The sequence below is a fragment of the Dysgonomonas sp. GY75 genome (assembly GCF_015234155.1).
In the GTDB taxonomy this organism is placed as follows: domain Bacteria; phylum Bacteroidota; class Bacteroidia; order Bacteroidales; family Dysgonomonadaceae; genus Dysgonomonas; species Dysgonomonas gadei.
This window is the reverse complement of the sequence record NZ_JADCLQ010000003.1, coordinates 519423-540916: the sequence shown is the minus strand read 5'-3', so window position 1 is coordinate 540916 and position 21494 is coordinate 519423. Positions and strand designations below refer to the sequence as shown.

Here is a 21494-nt window from a genome sequence, read left to right as displayed (position 1 = left end):
GAGGAGTTTTAATATTTTTTAATCTTTGATCATTTTGATGCTTGTAACAGCCGGTCCGTAAATGCTATTTTCACGGAATGCGGCATACACTTTTTCGTTCAGGTCTACATTTACAGAAGCGTAATCTCTGCTATCCACCCATACCCGGATCGTAACGTCTATCGTTCCATTATTTAGCATTGTAACTCCAATAAACGGAGCAGGAGTATTCTTAACCAAAGGGTTATTTTTGATAACAGACTGGAGGATAGATTTTACCTCATCTACATCTGCTCCATAGCCCAGAGTAAACGTAATATCTATACGCCGTTCTTTTTGAGTCGAGTAGTTGGTTATAGTTCCTGTGGACAAAGGGCCATTGGGTATGTAAATAGTGCGGTTATCCCCGGTCAGAAGTATCGTGTAGAGAATGCCTATGGCTTGTACCGCACCGTCCATCCCTTGGGCAACAATTCGGTCTCCCAGTTTGAAGGGCTTGTTTATCAGAAGCATGACTCCTCCTGCAAAGTTAGACAGGTTGTCTTTCATGGCCATACCCACAGCTAAACCTACTGCGGCAAGAATAGCAGCAAAGGATGTCATCGAAAGCCCCAGTATATTTACTATCAACAAGAACAGGATAAGTTGTAGTGTAATATTAGCAAGACTGTCGAGGAAGCTTTTTACAGTGGCTTCAATCTGACGCCTTTCCAGAAAACGGTCAATGAATTTTCTCAGCCATTTAATCACCCATCGTCCGATGATAAACACAATTGCAGCGGCAATAAGTTTCAAGCCTAAAGTTACGGCATGATCGAAGATTTTGTCTAGGAAATTGTCTATCGCAGATACCGATAATTCTGTTTTTTGGAGCGTATCTCCGGGAATAATGTCTAGTAGCATGTCTCTTTTATTTTTGGTTCAAAATTAATTATTATTGGATGAATGAGCAGCTTTTTTGAGCGATTATTTTAACTGTATAAGGAGGTAAATTGTTATTTTATTTTATTGTGTATGTGAATCGGCATTTGAATACGATTATTGTCGTATAAAATTGTTCGTTTTTTTCAGCTACACGCGACCGAAGATTGTTGGTGTTTCTTTTGCCTGAAGCCACAAAAGAAACCAAAAATACTTTGACGCCCGCTTGAAAGGCTGGCGCATATTTGATTGAAGGGCTTTGTCCTACTATGGCGTCAGCCCCTGCGCATTAGTGACGCAGGCGGGGCACCCAATCCGTAAAGCGGAGGTGTAGAGCAAAATACGGTAGCTGCTATACTGGGCTGATAATCCGGTTAAAGATGATTCTGTATTATTTTGCTCCACCGAAGCTACGGTGTTGGGTCGCCGAGGAACGGAGCGCTAGCCTTTTGGTTCGTTTTGGGCAATGCCAAAATGAACATTCAGACGGAACGAAGTGTAGTCAAAAAAACGAACACAAGCAATCTCTGATTGCGCGTAGTAGATAAGAATTGAACAATAATCGTATTCAAATACTGACCGGCATTATTTTCAAAAATATGCGATATTTCTGAAAAAACGTATCTTTGCACTCTTGATTTTAACAGAACGAATAAGTGGAGGATATACATATACTTGATTTAAAAGAATTCCTGGATAAAAAGGTTGTGCAATACAATACTCCGGAATTTATAGCTAACGATCCTATTTGCATTCCTCATAGTTTTACATCAAAACAAGATAGGGAGATTATGGGATTTTTTGCATCCATATTTGCCTGGGGGCAACGCAAGACAATTATTAATAAATGCAGGGAACTCGTCCAACGAATGGATAACAGCCCCTATGAGTTTATTATGCAACATAAAGACTCCGATCTGAAAAAAGTATTGGAGTTTAAGCACCGCACATTCAATGATACTGACTTATTATATTGTATTCATTTTATGAAGCGGCACTATGCTGAATATAATAGCTTTGAGGACGCATTCTTTCCGGACGGGAATATGACCGTTGAAGGCGCACTCAACCATTTCGAATCCTATTTTTTCTCTCATCCCGATGCCCCTCAGCGTACACGTAAGCACATACCTTCACCTGCCCGTCGGTCGGCATGTAAGCGTCTCAATATGTATCTGCGCTGGATGGTGCGTAGCGATAATAATGGAGTAGACTTCGGGTTATGGAAAAAAGTTAAGCCCAAAGATTTGATTTGTCCGCTCGATCTGCATGTGGAACGTACAGCCCGCAAGCTCGGTTTGCTGCATCGCGATAAGCCGGATTGGCAGGCAGCATTGGAGCTGACCGGTAATCTCAGATTGCTGGACGCTGCCGATCCCGTGAAATATGATTTTGCCCTTTTTGGTATTTCCATTGAGGAAAAATGTATTATCGACAGAATATAACAAATGCACATAATTTACGTTTTATATATGGTGGGTTATTTTTTTCGTATATTTGCAACGTGTAAGTTTGCATAGAAAGAAAGGAAATGGGAAAGTTATACATCATACCTACGCCCGTAGGAAACCTGGAGGATATGACGTTCAGAGCCGTGCGACTACTGAAGGACGCTGCGCTTATACTGGCTGAAGATACACGTACTACAGGTATCCTCTTAAAGCATTTCGATATACAGAACAAGATGCAATCTTATCATAAATTCAACGAACATAAAGCAGTATCACATATCGTAGACAGACTCAATGCAGGAGAAGATATTGCATTGGTATCCGATGCAGGTACACCCGGTATATCCGATCCGGGTTTTCTGGTTGTGAGAGAATGTGTGAAAGCCGGCATAGATGTGGAATGTTTGCCGGGTGCTACAGCTTTTGTTCCTGCACTGGTATCGTCGGGTATCCCGTGCGACAGATTTTGTTTCGAGGGATTTCTGCCTCAGAAAAAAGGCCGTATGACCCGATTAAAAATTCTGGCAGAAGAAACCCGTACTATTGTATTTTACGAGTCTCCCCACAGAGTATTAAAAACGCTGACCCAATTGGCGGAATATATGGGGGAGGACAGGTATGCCGCTACTTGCCGTGAGATATCGAAAGTATATGAGCAGACATGCCGGGGAACATTGACAGAATTAATATCTCACTTTTCGGTGAACGAACCACGTGGTGAGTTTGTTATAGTCCTGTCCGGTAAAAATTGAACGTTTTAATTAGCGAGGGCAAAACAAAGTTTATTTTTTGTTATGCTTAGTCACAAAAAACGCCTGATGAAATCGAATGAATAAATTAGATAATAAAACTAACAAGTTAAATATTTGTATATGAAAAAATTATTAGTAGGATGCTTTTGCTTATTAGCTTTAGCTTCATGTAACGTAAAAAATTCGGATGAATATAAGGCTTTACAAGCCCAACGGGACTCCTTGTTGCAGGTTAGTGCTCAGGGAAACACTGAACTGGCTGAAATGAACAGCCTGATAAACGATGTAGAGGAAAATTTCAGACAGATAAGGGAAGCCGAGAAATATCTGACTATAGAATCCAAATCGAAAGGTGAAATGTCGAATGACACTAAAACCCGTGTCAGAGACAATTTTGAAATGATAAATGAAATTCTGAAAAAGAATAAAGCGGATATAGATAAGTTGAATCAACGTCTGAAAGGTAATTCGGGACAGATGTCAGGTCTGAAATCAACTATCGAACGTCTGAATGCGGAGTTGACCGAAAGAGCAAATACAATATCTGAGTTGCAGTCGTCTCTTGCTACACGCGATGCTCAGATTGCGTCATTGCAGACAGATGTGAAGTCGTTGACTGAAAATGTGGATAACTTATCTACTCAGACAGCTGAACAGGCATCTAAAATCAAGGAACAAGATAAGGAGCTGAATACTGCTTATTATATGTTCGGTACTTCAAAAGAACTGAAAGAGGCTAAAGTTGTAACAGGAGGCTTCCTTGCATCAAACAAAATCCTGAACGAAGGTATTGAAAAAAGCAAGTTTATAAAGGTTGATATACGTGATACTAAAAGTATACCTGTATATGACAAGAAAGCTAAACTTTTGTCAGACCATCCGAAAGACAGCTATACACTGGATAAAGATGCAAGCGGTAAAGTGGTTATAAAAGTAACTGACTATAAGAGATTCTGGAGCCTGACTAAATTCTTGGTTGTTGAGGTAGGTTAATATCAGAATTCAATAAATAAACATTGAGTCGGTACTTTAGTTAGTATCGGCTTTTTGTTTTTTAGGGGGATATATTTATCTATATAATTAGAGCCGATAGCCGTTAGCTTATAGTTCTTTGAAAGAATTAATTAGAAAATTAACATGTTAGCAAATGAGAAAAAAGTGTAACTTTTGTTATCTTTTAACAAGTAATGAGTTTTGGGTAATAAGTACTAAGTTGAGGAAATTGTATTACTGTTTACTGTAAAGACTGTTACCTTTGTTACCTTTTAATTATACATAGTTAATTAGTGTGAAAATCGCGAAATAAAAACAATGAAAATTCTGTAAGAAGTGTCAGGTTTTAACTAAACGTAGTTAATAAACGTAAATAAGGTGATAAGTGATGAGTTAGACTTTGCATCTTTGCGAGAGAAACTTTTTAGGAAGAGATGCTTCGTTCCGCTCAACATGACAGAATATGAAGGTTCTCAAAAAGCTAACGGCTAAAAGCTATCAGCTAATAGCTAAAAAACTGTTACTTATGTTACTTTTTAACTATATATAGTTAAAGAAGGTGAAAAATATGAGTGTGATAAATAATGAAATTCTTCATTTTTCATTTTTAATTCTTAATTGCTTTTTGTGTTACCTTTGCTTTATGAAAACGATTCTCACAACTTTTAACGCTAAGTATATCCATACTTCATTAGCTCTTCGTTGGCTTTATGTAGCTAATAAAGACCGCTTTGATATTTCATTCAAAGAATATACCATTAAAGAGCAAGTGGGAAAGGTTGCGAGAGAACTATTAGATAGCGACAGTGATGTGATAGGTATAAGTGTATATATTTGGAATGTGGAGCAGACGAGAGAATTGATTTCGTTATTGAAAGCAGAAAAGCCGGAGCTAATTATTATTCTGGGAGGGCCGGAAGTGATGTACGAACCGGACTTTTTCCTTCACAACTGGAATATCGACTATGTGATAGGAGGTGAGGGAGAATTTGTTCTGGGTGAATTATTAACTGCTATCGAGGCGGGGGATGCAGATGAAATAAAGGGGGTGTCATCACGTGGCCATATCAGCAAAGTAATTGTGCAGGCCGATCTGGAAAAACTTGCGTCTTTGCCTTCGCCATACATGCTGGAAGAAGACAGGGAAGATATGAAAAACAGGATGGTGTATTTCGAAACATCGCGTGGATGCCCTTATCAGTGCCAGTATTGCCTATCGTCGCTTGAAAAAGGTGTACGCTATTATCCTAAAGAATATATATTGGAGAATCTGGGGTATATGATAGATAACGGCGCTAAACAAATCAAGTTTCTCGACCGTACTTTCAATCTGAATAAGGAACATACACATACTGTGTTCGATTTTCTGATTAAGAATTATCGTCCGAAACTTAGTTGCCAGTTTGAGGTATATGCCGATTTACTAAAAGATGAAACGATTGATTATCTGAATACTAATCTGTCAAAAAAATTCTTCCGTTTCGAAATCGGTATTCAGTCCACATATGAGCCTACGAATATTGCTGTAAGGCGCAGACAGGACTTTCCCCTATTGGCACGTAATGTAAAGAAAATAATGGATGGAGGTAAAATAGATCTGCATCTCGACCTGATAGCCGGACTGCCTTATGAAACATTGGAGCGTTTTATAAAGTCGTTCAATGATGTATTTTCATTGGGGGCGAAGGAGGTACAACTCGGCTTTCTGAAAATGCTGCGGGGAACAAATCTGAGAAAGCAGGCTGCTCAATATGGCTATAAGTATGATGAGCAGGCTCCTTACGAAATAGAGTGCAACGCGGATATCTCCAGCCAGGAACTGGATCGTATACATGAAGCGGAGCACGCCTTGGAGAAGTTCTGGAATAGCGGAAGGTTTCCCCGTACGATGAATGAGTTGTTCGGGATTTATTATCAGGGTCGTTACTTTGAATTATTCGACGAAATAGGACAATATTACAAGGCGCAGAATCTTCCCCATCGTGGCTATCAGTTGGAGGAATTGTTCCGTTATCTGCACAATTTTTTGTTATCGAAAGATATCGACTTGTTTGAATGTTTGCGGACAGATTACTACAATAATTTCACCCGCAGGCCTCAGGGCTTTTGGGCGGATGTGATGGATAAGAAGCAGCGGAAGCAATTGTTGTATCAGATAGGGCAGGATAGGGGATTCCTGTCGAAGTACAGGCTGAACCGTAAGGTTATAGAAAAGCAGACGGCGGTTGACTATGTATCCGGTAATGAGTACAGGCTTACTGTATTTATTGATGATAAGCGTTTGTCGATACCTTATTGTGTGCAAGCCGAGTAATAAAAAAGTAACCCCTCCGGGAAATTGAATTATGTTTGTAATGAGTATGTTTATAGCGTTTTATATATGGTGGCGGTATTTGAACTAAAAGATAAGATGTAACTGAGGCTGTTTATCAAATATTTACTAATTTGGTAGATAATTAGATCAGGTAGTTGCATTAACTATTAAGAATAAAGCACTTTATATACATATTAATCTTATTATTTATGACTGGATGCACAAGTGTACCCTCAGAAAAAGAGAATGTTAACGATGTAATTATAGCTTTGGAAAAACATGCTTTAGAACTGTGGAATAATGGAGACCCTGATGGGTTTATTGAGTTATCTTCTGATGATGTAGTTTATTTCGACCCTGCTTTTACAAATAAATTTGAGGGCAAGAAGGCTCTCGAAGAATATTATAATACCATCAGGGGAAAAATTAAAATAGACGTGTATGAAATGATCGATCCGACTGTACAGGTATCGGTAGATACTGCCGTCTTGACATATGATTATGAAGCGCATAGAGATGGTCAGGTATTCAGGATGCATTGCACGGAAGTCTATAAGTCAGATTCGTCTGATCAGTGGAAAATTATACATACTCATTGGTCTTTTGCTCAGCCCTTGTAAGTAGCGGATCAGCCCTCTTTCAATATCCTGTAATATGCAGGCCAATTATTATAGAGTGCCTCCATCGAAGGCAATACAATGTCAGCTCCTGCGTCAGCCAATACTTTGTCGGGCATTGGGCCAGTATTGACGGCAATCGTGAAAATTCCCGCAGCTACAGCAGCTTCTACGCCGCGGGGTGCATTTTCAATGACTACGGCCTGGTTCGGATTTAGTGCGCCGCCTTTTTTCAATCCCATCAGGTAGGGTTCAGGGTGCGGCTTACCGTGCTTAACGTCGAAGGCAGTAACCATCTTGTCTTTAGCAAATAGTCCGGGAAAGTTGTGTTCCAGTTTATTGATAAGCGTAGGCTGTCCCGATCCGGTGACAAGGACAGGTGTAAGTCCCTCTTCATTTACTTCCTTTACAAAGTCGTAGGCAAAAGGAATTAGCGCCCCGTCATTGTATTTAGTGAAGAGTTCAGTTTTACGTTTATATATGGTCTCTGTTTCTTGTTTGGTAGCGTCTCTTCCTTTTTCCCTGTTCATCAGGTGATTGATGGTTTTGCTGCCTACCATGCCTTCATACAGGTAAAACTCTTCGGGAGTACTGAGGATATCGAATTCGTCCATGGTCTCCTTCCACGATTTGGCATGCCATTTCATGGAGTCGTAAAGAACGCCGTCCATGTCGAATAGAACGGCTTTAAAATCGAAACGCGTATAATTATGTTTGTTGAGATAGTCTTTAAATGGAGTAATCATTATGAAATATAGAATTAATTATCTATACAAAGATAAGACAATATTTTTGATAGTACCGTAATGTATAAATGTCACAAAATATCAAAAAAGGAATCTTTTTATTTGTATTTCCGAAAAAATGGAATAACTTTGTCAATCGAAAAATGAAACTTATGTCGATGCATAGTAATATTATTATTAGTTCACTCATTATCCTCTGGAGAAATTTAGGGTGAGCATTGCTATGTAGAAAATAATATAAAGAAAAAACAGGGCCTTTCTCACTCTTCAGTAGATGAGAAAGGCTTTTTTTATGTAAAACAAACAGTATACTAAATCAATTAGAAAAGTTATGGACAAGTTATTTATTTTTGATACCACATTGAGAGATGGAGAGCAAGTACCGGGTTGCCAGTTGAATACTATCGAGAAAATCGAAGTAGCCAGAGCCCTCGAATCGCTCGGTGTTGATGTTATCGAAGCTGGATTTCCCGTATCCAGCCCAGGTGATTTCAATTCGGTAGTGGAAATATCTAAAGCCGTAACCTGGCCTACTATATGTGCTCTGACACGTGCCGTGGAAAAGGATATTGAAGTAGCAGCCGAAGCATTGAAGTATGCTAAGAAAAAACGAATACATACAGGTATCGGTACATCAGAATACCATATTAAATATAAATTTAATTCTACTCAGGATGAGATACTTCAACGTGCAGCGGCATGTGTGAAATATGCAAAACGTTTTGTAGAAGACGTGGAGTTTTATGCTGAAGATGCGGGACGTACCGATAATGCTTATTTGGCAAGAGTAGTGCAGGCGGTGGTGAATGCAGGAGCTACAGTTGTCAATATACCAGATACAACGGGTTACTGTCTGCCTACTGAATATGGGGCAAAAATCAAATACCTGATAGATCATGTGGATATGAAAAATGCAATCCTGTCTACACATTGCCATCAGGATTTAGGCATGGCTACTGCCAATTCCATCATGGGGGTGCTTAATGGAGCGCGTCAGGTAGAGGTGACAATCAATGGTATCGGAGAACGTGCCGGAAATACTTCACTTGAAGAAGTAGTGATGGCTATCAGAAGCCATAAGGAATTGAATATTGAGACGAATATCAATACTCAGAAGATATACCCTATAAGCCGTCTTGTTTCCAATCTGATGAATATGCCGGTACAGCCTAATAAGGCTATCGTGGGCAGAAATGCTTTCGCCCATTCATCGGGTATACATCAGGATGGAGTATTGAAAAATCTCTCTACATATGAAATTATTGATCCTAAAGATGTAGGTATCGATGATAATGCGATCGTACTTACTGCCCGCAGCGGACGTGCAGCATTGAAAAATAGACTGAATTTGCTGGGTATAGAAGTCGATGACGATCAATTGGCAGAAATGTATCAACGCTTTTTGGACTTAGCTGACCGGAAAAAAGATATAACAGATGAAGACGTACTGATCTTGGCAGGGAAAGAAACGGATAAAATGCGACGCATCAAACTGGATTACCTGCAAGTATTATCTGGTCTTGGAGTGCGTAACGTAGCCAATGTAGGTTTGGATATCGCAGGAGAAAAATTTGAAGCATCTGCTTCAGGTAACGGGCCTGTAGATGCAGCGATCAAGGCTATTAAGCAAATAATCCGCCGTCAGACTGTAATTGAGGAATTCCTTATACAGGCCATAAACCGTGGAAGTGATGATATCGGTAAAGTACATATGCAGGTGGAACACGAAGGTGTGAACTATTATGGTTTCTCGGCAAATACTGATATTGTGGCAGCTTCGGCAGAAGCCTTTATCAATGCTGTAAATAAATTTGTAAAATAAGCAATGCAGGTAGAGACCAAGAAATACCAATATATAGACAGCCTGAGGGGGATAGCCATATTATTGGTTATACTTGTGCATGTACAGTTTATAGAAGGTATTACTCCGTCTATCTCTTATTTTTCACCGATGGCTTTCCAGTTTATGGCGAACGGACATCTGGGGGTAAATTTGTTTTTTGTCGTAAGCGCATTCACATTGATGATGTCTCATCAGAGACGGCAATATGAAGAACATACAAACCGGAATTTTTTCATACGCAGATTCTTTCGTATAGCTCCCATGTATTATTTGGCGATAGTCTATTTTACTTTTGCGTATTTTATAGGTTTTGATTTTGCAAATATAGATTGGGGCGATATACCCAAAAAAGAATTGATACTAAACCTGTTGTTTATAAATGGCTTTTTTCCGGAATATATTCATCACTATGTACCGGGAGGATGGTCGATAACTGTGGAATTTACTTTTTATGCAATATTTCCATTTTTGTTTGCCAAACTCAAGAACATTAATCAGTTTGTAATATTCACATTGGTAACTTTGTTGATTTCTACGATTGCAAACTTTTTATTACGAGGTACGAGTGCAGATATAAATAATTTTCTGGGGTATTATATTATAGCGCAATTACCTGTATTCTCATTAGGAATGTTGGCATACCAGCTGATTGCAGATAAGGAAGCGATAATGAAAATAAAGCTATCGTCTTTATCTTTACTGGCTGTAACAATATTGATATATTGCTATACGTCCATATCTTATGATTTTTTGTATAGCATTGTGTTCTTTCTATTACTGATTATATTATCTGTAAAGGCGTATAAATTATTTTCGAATAAGATACTGGCGAGTATAGGGAAAGTGAGTTTTAGTCTTTATTTGGTGCATTTTGCTATGATGACAGTCTTTAATATGTTTGGCTGTTTCAAATGGGTGGAAGGAAGAATAACAGATAGCTTATCAGCTTGTCTTTATTTTATTTTAGGCTATATATGCCTGTTTGCTGTGAGTTTTATAATATCCAATATTACATATAGATTAATCGAAGTTCCGGGGCAAAATCTGGGACGAAAACTAATTAAAAAATTAGATCAACAAAAATAGAATTTTAAGCATGAAAACTTTATTCGACAAAATCTGGGATGCGCATGTCGTATCTTCTGTAGAAAACGGGCCAACACAGCTGTATATCGACCGTCACTTCTGTCACGAAGTGACAAGTCCTCAAGCTTTCAATGGATTGCGTGCGAGAGGATTATCTGTGTTTCGTCCTGACAAAACAACTATAACAGCCGACCATAATACGCCGACTATCGATCAGGATAAGCCTGTAAAAGATCCTATATCTAAGAATCAGCTGGATACACTTTCTAAAAATGCAAAGGAATTCGGTATAGATATGTACTACCCTTTGGGACACCAGAAAAATGGTGTTGTACACATTATTGGTCCTGAAAACGGATTTACTCAACCGGGTATGACCATAGTTTGCGGAGATAGCCATACATCTACTCACGGCGCTTTCGGTGCTATCGCTTTCGGTATAGGAACCAGTGAAGTGGAAATGGTATTGGCCTCACAATGCGTATTGCAATCGCGCCCTAAAACAATGCGTATCACGTTCAACGGTAAACTTGGAGAAGGTGTTACTGCAAAAGACTTAGCTCTTTATATGATTTCGAAACTTACAACTGGTGGCGCCACCGGATATTTTGTAGAATATGCAGGAGAGGCCATTCGTAATATGTCGATGGAAGAGCGTATGACGCTGTGTAACCTGAGTATAGAAATGGGGGCGCGTGGCGGACTTGTTGCTCCGGATGAAACTACATTTGCCTATGTGGAAGGCCGTGAATTTGCTCCTAAGGGCGAAGAATGGAACAAAGCACTTGCTTATTGGAAAACATTGAAGACCGATGAAGGTGCAAAATTTGATAAAGAACTGACTTACGATGCTGCCGATATCAAACCGATGATTACATATGGCACAAATCCGGGTATGGGTATGGGAATAAATGAAACAATCCCTACATTGGATGATATAGATGAAGCAGGTCGTATATCTTTCCAGAAATCGATGGATTATATGGGATTCAAACCGGGAGAGAAGGTTGAAGGTAAAACTATTGATTATGTATTTCTCGGTAGTTGTACAAATGGACGTATCGAAGACTTCCGTGCATTTGCCAACTTTGTAAAAGGTAAGAAAAAAGCAGATAATGTTATCGCATGGCTTGTTCCGGGTAGTCATAAAGTTGCCGATCAGATTAAAGCTGAAGGATTGGATACGATACTTACAGATGCTGGTTTCCAACTTCGTCAACCGGGTTGCTCTGCATGTCTTGCTATGAATGATGATAAAGTTCCGGCGGGTAAATATGCAGTATCTACATCGAACCGTAACTTTGAGGGTCGTCAGGGACCGGGTGCGCGTACTATTTTGGCAGGGCCACTCGTAGCTGCAGCAGCGGCTATTACCGGTAAAATTACTGATCCACGTTCAATCTGATTTTACGCTTTTTTGTCATACTGAGAGTAACGAAGCATTTCTTGTTTATAAAAAGAGATTCTTCACTTCGTTCAGAATGACAAGGAGGAAAAAGCTTTATATAACATTCACTTGAATAAAAAGAAAAATGGAAAAATTTCAAACACTTACATCAACATACGTTCCACTACCGATCGAAAATGTGGACACAGACCAGATTATACCTGCACGCTTCCTGAAAGCGACAGACAAGGAGGGATTTGGTAATAACCTGTTTGCAGACTGGCGTTATAACAAAGACGGAAGTCCGAAAGCTGATTTTGTTCTAAACAATCCTACTTATAGCGGACAAATCCTTGTTGCCGGAAAGAATTTTGGTAGTGGATCCAGCCGTGAACATGCGGCATGGGCAGTAGCAGGATATGGTTTCAGAGCGGTAGTATCGAGCTTCTTTGCCGATATTTTCAGAAATAATTCATTGAATAACGGTGTGCTTCCGGTAGTGGTTACACCTGAGTTTCTGGCAGAAATATTCGCAAGTGTAAGTGCAGACCCGAAAGCCACTTTGACGATTGATCTGGAAAATCAAACAATAACAAATAATGCAACCGGAAAATTGGAGAGTTTTGAGATCAATCCTTACAAAAAGGAATGTTTGCTCAAAGGGCTGGATGATATAGACTATTTGCTCTCTAAAAAAGAGATGACTGAGGAATATGAGGTCAATTCGAAAATTTGAAAATTAGCAAATTAGCATATGCCTTTATTTGCTAATTTGCTAATTTGCTAATTCGCAAATTAATTATGATAGAAATAATGGATACTACCCTGAGAGACGGGGAACAGACGTCTACCGTCTCGTTTTCGGCTCAGGAAAAGATGAGTATAGCACATTTGCTTCTTGTCGATCTGGGGGTTAATCGTATTGAAGTGGCCTCAGCACGGGTTTCGAATGGAGAATTTGAAACAGTGAAGAAGATTGCTTCATGGGCAAGAGCAACCGGGCATATAGATAAAATTGAAATATTAGGTTTTATAGATAAAGGTGCATCTCTCAACTGGATAAAAGACACGGGCTGCCGTACTATAAATCTTTTGACAAAGGGGTCGTACAAGCATGTAACCGAGCAATTGAGAAAAACTCCGGAACAACATCTGGAAGATATCAGATACGAAGTCGAGCTTGCTGAGAAGATGGGTATAACCGTTAATGTTTATCTGGAAGACTGGTCGAACGGGATAATGAATTCCGAAGATTACGTATATTTTATGATGGACGGAATGAAAGATTTACCGATCAGGCGTTTTATGCTACCCGATACCTTAGGTGTTCTTAATCCGCATAGCGTATGGCGTTGTTGCCGCCGGATGATAAACCGTTATCCGAATCTGCATTTCGATTTTCATGCTCATAATGACTATGATTTAGCTGTAGCTAATACAATGGTGGCGGCCGAGGTAGGAGTAAAAGGAGTGCATGTGACGATGAACGGATTGGGTGAACGTGCCGGAAATGCATCTTTATCCAGTGTGATCGCTGTATTCCATGACCAGTTGAAATTGGAAACTTCTATAAAAGAGGATAAGCTGAATAAGGTAAGCCGTGTAGTGGAAAGTTATTCAGGAATAAATATCGCTGCCAATCAGCCGATTGTAGGCGACAATGTGTTCACACAGTGTGCCGGAATACACGCTGATGGCGATAATAAGAATAACCTTTATTATAATGATCTGTTCCCGGAACGTTTCGGTCGTGTACGGGAATATGCATTAGGTAAATTGTCAGGAAAATCCAATATTCGTAAAAATATCGAGGCTCTCGGTATAGAACTCGATGAGGAGGATATGATGAAGGTTACCAACCGTGTTATCGAACTGGGGGATAAGAAAGAGATCATTACTCAGGACGACCTCCCATATATTATTTCCGATGTATTGAAAAATAATGAGAAAGAAAAACGGATAAAAATACTTTCCTTTGCATTTCTTCTCACCAAAGGTTTGCGTCCTACGGCTACAGTGCGTATAGAAATCGACGGACAGGAGCATGAATGGACTGCACCCGGAGACGGTCAGTATCATGCGTTCTCAAAGGCCTTGTGGAAGATATATTCACGCCTGAATAAGCCTACTCCTACGCTGACTAACTATGCAGTATATATTCCGCCGGGTGGACGTACCGATGCATTGGTGCAAACAGTAATTACCTGGGAATTTAATGGAAAGAGCTTTAAGACCAGGGGGCTCGATGCCGACCAGACCGAGGCGGCAGTTAAGGCTACCGAGAAGATGCTGAATATGATAGAGGAGATGTAAAGAAAGTCTATTGTAGCAGATATCTTTGAATAAAATAAGGATTGAATTATTAAGATGTTGAACAGGATAAAAGGTAAATTGAATAATCAATTGATAGGGGCTTTTGCTTATCTCCTATCTGTCCATATCCTGTTTCTTATTATTTTCAGTTTGTTCAGGTTTCTCTCTTTTTTGCAGGATAAGGTATATTTGGAAAGTGTCGATGACTCTTTGAGGACAACATATACTGTGGCTATATTTACTAAAGGGCTACGTTTCGATAATGTGATAACGTGCTACATAATGGTTGTGCCTTTAATTATACTTTCCGTACTCGCATTATTCAATAAATTTAATAAAAGTGTACTCAGGGTCGCAAATGTATACTTTATTATTTTCGGAATTATTGTCTTTGCCATTTCTGCCGCAGATATTCCATATCTTCAATATTTTAACAAGCATATTGGATTTTCTGTTTTTAATTGGCTGGGATATTCGGTCGAAACTTATGGAATGATTGTAGAAGATAATTCTTTATTCGCTTATTTATTGATTTATCTGTTTGTAGTTGGACTCTTTACCTTTTTTGTTGTTAAGATAGGACAATGTATGCTGAGACGGTTTAGAACGAATATGGATAAACGGGAATTTAAGATTTGGATACCTATTCTATTTTGCATTTTATCAGTTTGTCTTCTTGGCGCAAGGGGATTAATACATAAACGATTGGTTTTGGCCGATTCATACTTTTGCAATCAGCTTATGCTTTGTCAGATGGTTGTAAATCCTGTATTTTATTTATTGAATACTCCGGTGTCAGCACAGTCGATGAGCCTGGAGGATGAATATGTTTCTTTAGAGTTGATAAATGAAGAGTTGGGATTTAAAGCTGTTGACAAAAACTATTATAAGAAGGATATTATGACTTGCGATACAGTAACACATCCCAATGTTGTGATAGTATTAGTCGAATCATTTTCGTCTGATTATCTGAATGATTCTGTTGGAGGTAAACTTTTAATGCCGTATCTGAATGATCTTAAAGATAAATCCTATTATTTCGAAAATATTTATTCTCAGGGGACTCATACCAATCAGGGTATAATTTCTACATTGTACGGATTCCCTGCTATATTTGATGTTGTGATGTCTATGAAAGCACCTATCGAACTAAATCATGTAAGTTACGACGATGAAAGGTATAAGAATACGAGAAGAGCAGTTCCGGTTTATCACGGTTTACCAAATGACTTGAAGAAGTCTGGTTATAAAAATCTGTTTTTTGTAACAAATAGTCTGGCTTTTGATAATCTGGATTATTTTCTTCCTTTAAATGGATTCGATGAATGTTTTGGTGTGAAAGATTATCCGCCATTGGCACAAGTAGGTATATGGGGAGTTTCTGATAAATACCTGTTTGATTATTCGTTGTCTAAAATGGATTCTGTGTATAAAGAAGGAATACCTTTTTATGCTAATGTGTTGACTATAAGTAATCATCCTCCTTACGCATTGCCGGAAGAATTTCTGAAAAATGAGGCGTCAGAAGATGAGGCCGCCATGGCTTATACAGATTATTGTATAGAATGGTTTATTACAGAGGCTTCGGATAAAGATTGGTATGATAATACTATCTTTGTATTTCTGGGTGACCATGGACGCGTGAGAGAGCCGGAATATGATATACCGTTATCATTAATTCATATCCCATTGATTATTTACTCACCGCTATTTGAAAACGAGGCGAAAATTGTGTCGGATTTGGGAGGACAAATTGATGTTTATGCCACTCTGATGGGATTAATGCATAAAGAACCGGCATATAATACCTTCGGAATTGATCTCTTAAAAGACAAACGCCCTTATATATACTTTACGTCGGATGATAAACTGGGCTGTTTGGGGAATGATTATTATTATATAAATGATTTATCTTCGGACAGGGAGTTATTATATGAACTTTCAGATAAATCCATAAGCAATAAAATAGAACATAATAAAGCTCTTGCCGACAGTATGAAAAGATACTCGGGTTCGATGATAGAAGGAGCAAAGCATATATTTAAAAATTACCTAAAGTAAAACATATGAAAACGAGTATGAATTGTAAAATTGGCAGAGCCAATAACAATGCACAAAAGACAATGATAATTTTGTCATGCGAGTTTCCATACATCCTTAAAAACAAAATTATCGTATGAAATTAAACATTGCAGTACTTCCCGGCGACGGGATCGGACCCGAAATTATCGGGCAGGCTTTGAGAGTGACAGAAGCCATTTGTGAAAAATTCGGACATGAGCTTAGTTATGAATATGGCGTTGTTGGAGCAACTGCTATTGACCAGGTTGGCAACCCTTATCCGGATGGAACACATGAGTTGTGTATGTCGTCCGATGCTGTACTCTTCGGAGCTATAGGCGACCCTAAATATGACAATAACCCTTCAGCTAAAGTACGTCCCGAACAAGGCTTACTGGCTATGCGCAAGAAACTGGGATTATATGCAAATATTCGTCCTGTATCTACTTTTCCTTCTTTGATACACAAATCCCCATTACGTGCCGACCTGGTAGACGGAGCCGATTTTATGTGTATCCGTGAACTTACAGGAGGTCTTTATTTTGGTCGTCCGCAAGGCCGTAGCGAGGATGGGGATACTGCATACGATACTTGTGTATATACACGCGAGGAAGTAGAACGCATACTGCACCTTTCTTACAAATACGCTCGTATGCGCCGCAAGAAAGTGACTGTAGTAGACAAGGCGAATGTACTTTGTACTTCCCGCTTGTGGAGACAGGTTGCGCAGGAAATAGAAAAGCAATATCCGGATGTGGAAACCGAGTATATGTTTGTAGACAATGCAGCTATGCAGATAATTCAATGGCCAAAACGCTTCGATGTACTTGTAACCGAAAACCTTTTCGGGGATATCCTTACCGATGAGGCTTCTGTTATTACAGGCTCGTTGGGGATGTTGCCATCGGCTTCTATCGGTATTCATACATCTGTATTCGAGCCTATACATGGGTCGTATCCGCAGGCAGCAGGTAAAAATATCGCCAATCCATTGGCTACAATATTATCGGCAGCGCTGATGTTTGAATATGCTTTCGATTTGCATGAAGAAGGCGCACTTATCCGTCAGGCTGTGGCTGCTTCGATGGATGCGGGTGTTGTTACTGAGGATATAGCTTCTAAAGACGGAGTAAAACATTCTACATCAGAAGTTGGTGACTGGATTGTAGATTATGTGAAGAAGTAAATCCTATATCAGGTTATATGAAGAAGGCACCGGGATACCGATGCCTTCTTTGTTATGTTATGCTTTACGACACAGAGGCACAGGTTTAAGCCATGTCAGAATTCTCCATATCCATTCTACCGGACCATAGTAGAAACGTTTTATCCACCAGTTGCTATAAAATATCTGGAATGCACAGACAGCTAATCCGGCAAGAGCGCATTGAAGGAAACTGCATGATACAGCCATATTCAGTCCGAAACCGTAGAATATGAAGACTCCCATGAGTGATTGCATCATATAATTGGTAACGCTCATACGTCCGACAGGCGCTAATCTTTCCAGTGCATTTTTACCCGCAACAGTCTTATAATAGAGCAAAGTAAAGCCACAGATATAAATTGTCATCATACCCAGGTTGGCATAGGTTGTGAACAACCCCTTTCCTACGGATAACGCATAATCCTTGACTCCAAAAAATGGAAGAAGTAATACAATAGCATAAAAGAACGCAAACCACAGAAGGGCATACGGCAATACCTTCTTGCTATACTTCATCATCTTTTCTTCACTTTTATGTATTCCGTAACGCCCAATCAACATGCCGACAATAAATAGCCCTGCAAGTTGCAGATAACGGTACACATCTATAAACCACATCATTTTTGCTGTTTGTCCTTCCACAGCGTTGAACCGTATCATATCCCAGAACGAGCCATTGATAAACATGTCTGCGCTTTTTTCGAATAGTTCGTTCATGCGGATATTGAATGCATCGGGGGTATTGGGTACATTGTTACTCATCAGGGAAACGAATTGTATAACCTGCGGTATCTGCAAAAATAAAAGGATAGCGATGCCCGCCAGCCATTTTGTTGGTACTTTGTATAGAGGGATGAGTATTAGCCCTAAAGTGGCATATATGATGAAAAATTCGCCCATATATATCAACCCGTTGATATATCCCAGTGCAAATAGTATCAGTAGTCGCCATACAAATCTTAGCCGGAAGTCATTGCCTTTCTCTGCCTGAGAATCCATTTGCATAAAGAAGCTCAAACCGAACAAAAGGGAAAATATAGCATAAGATTTTCCCTGAAACAAAAAGTGGATGATGTCGTCTACAGCTGTATCTATCCATTGCCAGAATGGAGAATCAAGTACAGATGTATATGTGAGGTCGAAATGCTCCATACTGTGCAGTAGCATTATGCCCATCAGGGCGAAACCTCTCAAGGCGTCAATGGAACTGATACGCTTCTTAGGTGTGATCGCAATGTCTTGTTTCATGGTATACTAGTTTATGTTGCAAATATAGAGTTAGAGTATTTCAATACCCTGTATATTTTGAGCATAAAAGGCAAAAATTCGGTCATTCTTACTTTAGAGTACATTCTGTAAGTATCCTAAAAGCAGGAATACAGCTAAATGCGAACCTAAAAAAGGACGATTCTTAACTGAATAAATATTTATTAGTCTAACTTATTTTTTATACTTTTGGGATTCAATGATTGAAAAATGAAATTTGATAAAATATACAATAACCTCCTTGTCTGGAAAGCCAAGAATGTCAAGGAAAAACAATTGGTCATTTTCGTAAGTTTCCTTATTGGGATATTTACGGCATTGGCGGCATATATACTGAAAAGCCTCATACACCTGATACAACATGTTCTTACATCTCAATTTGTGACTGAAGGAGCTAATTATATATATCTGATAACTCCTGCTGTAGGTATCCTCATCGCCGGCTTATTTGTGAAATACGTTGTACGGGATGATATCAGCCACGGGGTAACAAAAATATTGTATGCTATCTCGCAACGCAAAAGTTTTATCAAACTTCATAATGTTTATACTTCCATTATAGCCAGTTCCATTACTATCGGATTCGGAGGGTCGGTAGGAGCGGAGGCACCTATTGTGCTTACCGGGTCAGCTATCGGGTCCAATCTCGGGCGGTTGTTTAAGGTAGAACAAAGATACCTGATGCTACTTATCGGTTGTGGTGCGGCAGGTGCCATTGCGGGTATTTTCAAGGCTCCTATTGCCGGACTGGTATTTGTGGTGGAAGTACTATTGCTCGACCTTACTACTTTTACCGTATTGCCGCTTCTGGTAACGTCTGTGACTGCTGCTACACTATCATATCTGACAATGGGAACCAAGGCTATGTTCAGCTATGCGCATACCGATGTGTTTATTCTGGAACGTATACCCATGGTTATCCTGCTTGGTATATTCTGTGGTGTGGTATCACTCTATTTTACCCGTGCGATGAACTGGATAGAAGATATATTCCGGAAACTTAGCTATTGGCAAAAATACGGACTCGGTGCAACTGTGCTGAGTATACTTATATTCCTTATGCCTCCGCTTTATGGAGAAGGTTATGATACGATAAATGCATTGATCAGTGGCAACAGGGAATATGGAGCATTACTCGACAACAGTTTGTTCTTCCAGTTTAAAGATTTTCGCTGGACAATAATTCTTTTTCTAGGTGGGGTCTTATTAATGAAAGTGTTTGCTTCCAGCTCTACAAACGGTGCCGGAGGTACGGGGGGGATATTTGCTCCGTCGCTGTTTCTCGGTTGTATCGCCGGATTTATATTTGCGTACGCAGCGAATCATTCTGAGTTTAGCCAATATCTGCCCTTATTACCGGAAGAAAATTTTGCTCTGATGGGGATGGCTGGAGTAATGGCCGGAGTGATGCATGCGCCATTGACAGGAACATTTTTGATTGCAGAATTGACAGGTGGATATGAGCTGCTCTTACCTCTAATGATAGTCTCAATCTGTTCTTATGCTTTTATCAAGATATTTGAACCACACAGTATTTATTCGATGCGTCTGGCCAAAAAGGGAGAATTACTCACCCACCATAAAGATAAAGCCGTATTGACTCTGATGAATATCAATCGCCTGATAGAAACTAACTTTCAAACTGTACACCCGGATATGACATTGGGTGAGATGGTAAAAGTGATATCCAGTTCGTCACGTAATGTATTTCCTGTGGTGGACGACAGAAACCGTTTTTTAGGGATTGTACTGATAGACAATATAAGGAACATAATGTTCCGTCCCGAATTATATAACCGCTTCAAAATTTCGCGTGTTATGACTTCTCCTCCTGCTATTATTGTAGTAGGTATGACAATGGAACGTATAATGAAGCTATTTGATGAAACTAAGGCGTGGAACCTGCCTGTGGTAGATGAAAATGATGTCTATCTCGGATTTATTTCCAAATCGAATATACTGGACGTTTACAGGGAGGTGCTGGTAGATAACTTTGCTGAAGATTAAGAACCTGTTTCAATTTTACCAAAATATTTTATTATAGTTCTTTTTTGTTCATTTTACTTGCTTTTTAATCAAAATTATGAAAAGATAAAAAATATGTGTTCCATACTTTTTTATCTTTGCGAAATAATAAACCAATTAACAGTAAGTATTTATGAAAATCTTTATCGGTATATTATCTGCTGTTATAATTCTTACGGGAGCCACCCTTACCGTATTGGCCCTGTGGGATATCCAGCCTATTTCGCTAAGTATAATTCTACGTTCGGGGGCAACTATTGCTATTGTGTGTGTTACTTTTTTTGTACTATGGCTTATACGTGTCCTGTTTTTCAAGAAAGATTTATTTAACAGTAATAAAGGGAAATAAGATTGCGAACCCATCTATCACTTTGGATGGTAGAAGTGGATTGATAAGTTATGCCCAATAATATATCATAAAAATCCTATCTGTTATTTTAAATCCTGTCCGGTAAATCAAGGATAAAAGAATATAATATTATTCCCGCTAAGATACTAAGCGTAAAGGTTAACTTTGTGTTTCCGTGCCTTTG

The 21494-nt window shown here is 39.2% G+C and carries 17 protein-coding genes; 14 read left to right on the top strand and 3 right to left on the bottom strand.

From position 1 onward, the window contains the following. Positions 1-18: 18 nt before the first annotated feature. A complete protein-coding gene (locus tag IR083_RS03205) occupies positions 19-882 on the bottom strand; it encodes a mechanosensitive ion channel family protein (protein WP_194223201.1) in 864 nt (287 codons plus the stop codon). 674 nt (positions 883-1556) lie between these two features. Between IR083_RS03205 and IR083_RS03200 the strand changes: the two genes are divergently transcribed. The 5 genes from IR083_RS03200 (at position 1557) to IR083_RS03180 (ending at position 7030) form a co-directional block, all read left to right on the top strand. After that, complete coding sequence (locus IR083_RS03200) at positions 1557-2345, top strand: TIGR02757 family protein (RefSeq protein ID WP_194223200.1); 789 nt, start codon at positions 1557-1559, stop codon at positions 2343-2345. Between the two features lie 86 nt (positions 2346-2431). Continuing rightward, positions 2432-3103: a 16S rRNA (cytidine(1402)-2'-O)-methyltransferase gene (gene rsmI / locus IR083_RS03195; protein WP_006797644.1), complete on the top strand. Its 672-nt coding sequence runs from the start codon at positions 2432-2434 to the stop codon at positions 3101-3103. Positions 3104-3223: 120 nt separating this feature from the next. Beyond that, positions 3224-4096 (top strand): hypothetical protein, encoded by an 873-nt coding sequence (locus IR083_RS03190; RefSeq protein ID WP_006797645.1) that lies wholly within the window; start codon positions 3224-3226, stop codon positions 4094-4096. A 643-nt stretch (positions 4097-4739) separates the two neighbouring features. Then, positions 4740-6410 (top strand): B12-binding domain-containing radical SAM protein, encoded by a 1671-nt coding sequence (locus IR083_RS03185; RefSeq protein ID WP_194223199.1) that lies wholly within the window; start codon positions 4740-4742, stop codon positions 6408-6410. A 209-nt stretch (positions 6411-6619) separates the two neighbouring features. Then, positions 6620-7030, top strand: coding sequence for a YybH family protein (locus tag IR083_RS03180; RefSeq protein ID WP_194223198.1), 411 nt, complete (start codon positions 6620-6622; stop codon positions 7028-7030). Positions 7031-7038: 8 nt separating this feature from the next. Here IR083_RS03180 and IR083_RS03175 read toward each other — a convergent pair whose 3' ends face one another. After that, on the bottom strand, positions 7039-7773 hold the full coding sequence (locus tag IR083_RS03175) for an HAD-IA family hydrolase (RefSeq protein ID WP_006797649.1): 735 nt from the start codon (positions 7771-7773) through the stop codon (positions 7039-7041). A gap of 331 nt (positions 7774-8104) precedes the next feature. Here IR083_RS03175 and IR083_RS03170 point away from each other — a divergent pair, with 331 nt between their 5' ends. The 7 genes from IR083_RS03170 to leuB all read left to right on the top strand — a co-directional run bounded on the left by IR083_RS03170 (position 8105) and on the right by leuB (position 17649). Then, positions 8105-9595 carry a 2-isopropylmalate synthase gene (locus IR083_RS03170; protein ID WP_006797650.1) on the top strand — a complete coding sequence of 497 codons (1491 nt, stop codon included), beginning with the start codon at positions 8105-8107 and terminating at the stop codon, positions 9593-9595. A gap of 3 nt (positions 9596-9598) precedes the next feature. Further along, positions 9599-10702 carry an acyltransferase family protein gene (locus IR083_RS03165; protein WP_194223197.1) on the top strand — a complete coding sequence of 368 codons (1104 nt, stop codon included), beginning with the start codon at positions 9599-9601 and terminating at the stop codon, positions 10700-10702. Positions 10703-10712: 10 nt separating this feature from the next. Next, on the top strand, positions 10713-12107 hold the full coding sequence (gene leuC, locus IR083_RS03160) for a 3-isopropylmalate dehydratase large subunit (RefSeq protein ID WP_006797652.1): 1395 nt from the start codon (positions 10713-10715) through the stop codon (positions 12105-12107). A 127-nt stretch (positions 12108-12234) separates the two neighbouring features. After that, entirely contained in the window at positions 12235-12825 is a 591-nt protein-coding gene (gene leuD, locus IR083_RS03155) for a 3-isopropylmalate dehydratase small subunit (RefSeq protein WP_194223196.1), read from the top strand. Positions 12826-12890: 65 nt separating this feature from the next. After that, entirely contained in the window at positions 12891-14402 is a 1512-nt protein-coding gene (locus IR083_RS03150; RefSeq protein ID WP_044215292.1) for an alpha-isopropylmalate synthase regulatory domain-containing protein, read from the top strand. 54 nt (positions 14403-14456) lie between these two features. Beyond that, a complete protein-coding gene (locus IR083_RS03145) occupies positions 14457-16463 on the top strand; it encodes an LTA synthase family protein (RefSeq protein WP_194223195.1) in 2007 nt (668 codons plus the stop codon). A 115-nt stretch (positions 16464-16578) separates the two neighbouring features. Next, a complete protein-coding gene (gene leuB, locus IR083_RS03140) occupies positions 16579-17649 on the top strand; it encodes a 3-isopropylmalate dehydrogenase (RefSeq protein WP_006797656.1) in 1071 nt (356 codons plus the stop codon). A 57-nt stretch (positions 17650-17706) separates the two neighbouring features. On the opposite strand, the gene IR083_RS03135 is transcribed toward leuB, so the two are convergent. Next, the gene (locus IR083_RS03135) at positions 17707-18918 is read right to left on the bottom strand and encodes a DUF418 domain-containing protein (protein WP_194223194.1); all 1212 of its coding nucleotides are present in this window, start codon (positions 18916-18918) and stop codon (positions 17707-17709) included. Between the two features lie 228 nt (positions 18919-19146). On the opposite strand from IR083_RS03135, the gene IR083_RS03130 reads away from it, so the two are divergent. Both IR083_RS03130 and IR083_RS03125 read left to right on the top strand, forming a co-directional pair. After that, the gene (locus tag IR083_RS03130) at positions 19147-20943 is read left to right on the top strand and encodes a chloride channel protein (RefSeq protein WP_006797658.1); all 1797 of its coding nucleotides are present in this window, start codon (positions 19147-19149) and stop codon (positions 20941-20943) included. Between the two features lie 151 nt (positions 20944-21094). Continuing rightward, positions 21095-21310 (top strand): hypothetical protein, encoded by a 216-nt coding sequence (locus tag IR083_RS03125; protein ID WP_006797659.1) that lies wholly within the window; start codon positions 21095-21097, stop codon positions 21308-21310. The last annotated feature ends 184 nt before the right edge of the window (positions 21311-21494 follow it).